This is a genomic window from Levilactobacillus parabrevis ATCC 53295 (assembly GCF_001434055.1).
GTDB classification, from domain to species: Bacteria; Bacillota; Bacilli; order Lactobacillales; family Lactobacillaceae; genus Levilactobacillus; species Levilactobacillus parabrevis.
In genome coordinates, this window is sequence record NZ_AZCZ01000076.1 from 1 (window position 1) to 3298 (window position 3298).

General features: G+C 46.1%; 3 protein-coding genes and 1 pseudogene. 1 reads left to right on the top strand and 3 read right to left on the bottom strand.

The window, feature by feature from the left end; translation table 11 throughout:
• Positions 1-423: 423 nt before the first annotated feature.
• The 3 genes and pseudogenes from FD07_RS11670 to FD07_RS12420 all read right to left on the bottom strand — a co-directional run.
• Positions 424-1197, bottom strand: coding sequence for an ABC transporter permease (locus FD07_RS11670; protein WP_020090503.1), 774 nt, complete (start codon positions 1195-1197; stop codon positions 424-426).
• 3 nt (positions 1198-1200) lie between these two features.
• Complete coding sequence (locus tag FD07_RS12235; protein ID WP_051089621.1) at positions 1201-1695, bottom strand: AAA family ATPase; 495 nt, start codon at positions 1693-1695, stop codon at positions 1201-1203.
• Positions 1681-2078 (bottom strand): annotated as a pseudogene (locus FD07_RS12420) (ATP-binding cassette domain-containing protein); the annotation flags it as partial. The pseudogene FD07_RS12420 and the gene FD07_RS12235, both read right to left, overlap by 15 nt.
• A gap of 164 nt (positions 2079-2242) precedes the next feature.
• On the opposite strand from FD07_RS12420, the gene FD07_RS11685 reads away from it, so the two are divergent.
• Complete coding sequence (locus FD07_RS11685; protein WP_020090504.1) at positions 2243-2827, top strand: helix-turn-helix domain-containing protein; 585 nt, start codon at positions 2243-2245, stop codon at positions 2825-2827.
• The last annotated feature ends 471 nt before the right edge of the window (positions 2828-3298 follow it).

Consider the following 3298-nt stretch of genomic DNA (forward strand, 5'->3'; position numbering starts at 1 on the left):
ATGTTCAGTTTTCAAAGGTCTACATGTTATCCGCTCTCGCAGACAACTTAATCATCATACCATTTAGCTGATATGAATGTCAACAAGAAGTTTTAAATAATAATTCTTGTCGTTTGTTGCTTCTTAATGAAGCAGCTCAATTAATATACCATTTTGTTAGACTACTTGTCAACAAGCAATTTAACTTTTTAAATTAACGAGTTGCTGTCGTAAAAGACAACTTAGATAATATACCATGCACATCATCTGCCTGTCAACAAAAATTCTAAATTAATGTCGATCTCCCCCACTATTCGCTTGCAGCGGCCCCAGAACCATCTCGCACTCCTCCCCGTTATGGGCCCGAAGCTACCAGTAGAATGTCGCCGTAACGCCTGTCGTCATAACTAGCCTGCAAAACATGTTTCCGGCACCCTCCTCAACCTAAATTCTTCGCCCTGAAAAGATCACTGCACCTACCCCGACAAAGAACAACGCCCATACAAGATTTCCGACACCCAACTGTTGAATCGTCAAATGGGTCACATTCTGCTGGTAGCTGGGATTGCCATACTCCTCCTGCAGGAAGAACATATTAAACGGATTCCATTTCATCACTGGCAGCACCGACTTAAACGACTGCAATAATAGACTGGACACACCCTCTCCAACGAAACAAACACCAACACCAATAGCAATCGCCGCTGCACTGTTATGACTGCAACTTGCCAGTAAGAAGACTAGCCCAACAATCATCACACCGCCATACATATCCAATGCTGCATTTGTTACTAAATTAGCCAATAAGGATTGATGGTAGAGATAGATGTTCTGCCACGAGAGGCTTCGCCCACCGCTCCCCTTGAGCAATAGTGTCATGAGGATGACTCCCCCATGGAGTAAGACGCTATAACCGAGGACTAAGACATACTTCCCCACAAAAATCGTCCAGCGATGATTCACTTGAATCGCCAACTGCTTGATGGTCCCGTACTCAAACTCCATTGTCACACAGCTGGCGCCAATCACAATAATGAGTATTGTCAGCCATTGGAACCCGCCATACGCCGATGAAACATAAAACTTCTGATCACTGACCGATGCCCCATGTGCCGTCATTGCCAGTCCCGCCTGTAAAAGGGCCAAGATGACTGGTGCGAGCCATGCCAATCGCTGATATCTGAATTTAAAAATCTCCTGTTGTAATAATTGTCCCATGCTCTATGCCTTCCTTTCCGCTAACAAGCGTAACAAGACTGTCTCTAAATCCTCCTGGTATTGGTTCACCTTTAAAATCTGAATATGGGCGTCGAGAAGGATGTGCAGTAAGGGTGTCAGCGCAACCGGCTTGCTCACAATTAAGTCGCTGCCCCGCTGCACTACCGGATAGTCCGCCTGTAAGAGCACCCGTAAAGCCCGCGTATTCTCCTTCGTCCGTATCATCAAAGATTGCCGCGCCGATTCCCGAAATTGAGCCATCGTTCGTTGCAACAATACTTGTCCTTGATCAATTAGAATCACTGTATCAATGATCTTTTCCAACTCACTCAAAATATGACTGGAAATTAGAAATGTAGTCCCTTCCCGTGCCAATTGAACGATCAAATGGCGCAGCCGCTTAACCGATTGTGGGTCCAACCCATTCATTGGTTCATCCAATATGACTAACCGTGGTCGGGTCACTAATGCCATGGCGATCCCCAGTTTTTGCTTCATGCCTAACGAATACCGTTTGGCCGGTGGATATAATTTTCCATCTGAAAGGCCTGCACGACCCACTTCATTTGTTCCACAGAGTTCGTTATCAATTGCAAATGTTGCCAGCCACTCAGAAAAGGATAAATCGCCGGACGTTCAATGAGCGCACCTACCTGTTGCGTCACAACTGTATGGGTAGTAATCGACACTGGCTGACTCAAAATCCGAATGCTCCCGGCATCCGTCGCCAGCAGTCCCAGCAATGCTTTCATAATGGTCGTCTTCCCCGCACCATTGGGACCGACTAAACCGACAATTTTGCCGGCTGAAAATTCAAAGTTCACATCATGTAAGACGGTTCGGCGGCCGAAAGTTTTCCGTAACCCGACTACTCGAACCATTTTTTCTTGTATGCGTTGCACTAGACATCGTCTCCTCTACTCCCTTTCAGCGTACCCGTCCAAACCGCCGGATGATACGGATGCTAGCGAGAATAGCTTGCTATTTTCTGCCGATTCTCTATGCTAGAGGTAACAGCAATTATTAAGGAAGTGAGGTGCCCCCCATGGCATCGACAGAACTAGGCCCGCGTTTGAAACAGTTCCGGCAAACACAACAATTAACCCAAACAGCATTGGCGGATCAGCTTCACGTCTCGCGCCAAACCGTTTCCAGCTGGGAGACCGGACGGAACCAACCGGACATCGCCACCATTACTCAATTAGCCACTCTATATGCTGTTCCAGTAGATGTCCTCTTACAGGGCACAACAGCAATACCCGCAACAAGAACAGTTACCGACCCAAGCCCCATTCTATTAGTGGTCCTGTTCGGTATTCTCCTGGTGGAACGCATCACCCAGTTTTCAACCTTCCCCGGCCTCTACTGGATTGACTTTCTCATCCTCTTGCTGATTGGTCTGATGATTAATTTAGGCATTGCTCGTCACCACCCGAACATTTGGACAAATCGGGTGCATTGGATCGGCTTGTCAGTGTTTGCCATGCTTAGCCTCATTAGTGGGAGTATCAATGCTTTTAATATGGGCTTTGGCCTCATGACGACCTGCCAATTCAGCGGCCTAGTGGTTGTCATCGCACTAGTCAGAAAGTACTGGCAATCTCGAGCAGTTAAGGTTAAACAACACTAAGGTCATTCGAACGTAAAGTTTAATTTAGTTCCTCGCAAAAAAGGGTAACGACCTTCCCACATGGAAGCGCCGTTACCCTTTTAAATTGACTATTCTTCTAATCTTGTTTAGTGGGAGCGTAAAATACACCACTAATTCAACAGCAGTGTACTTCCATCACTATCGGCCACTAAAAACAAATGGCATTAACTTAGCCGGGGGACAGTTTCAGAATTACGCGCCCCTATTCCGGACATTATCAGATTTAATACTATTCGGCCGAGATACATCGTTCATTCATTATAATTTTGATTTATCTGCGCGTATTCTCCACCTATGACACCACAAAGAAAGATGCAACAACGCCATAGACGCACTTGAAGCAGCACGTCCATTTCATTTTTGACGTCGCTCAGTTGCCAGGTACACTGTCGCTATGGTCATGCGACCCGTCCTTCTTTTATTTTTTTGTATAAAAAAAGAACCCTCACA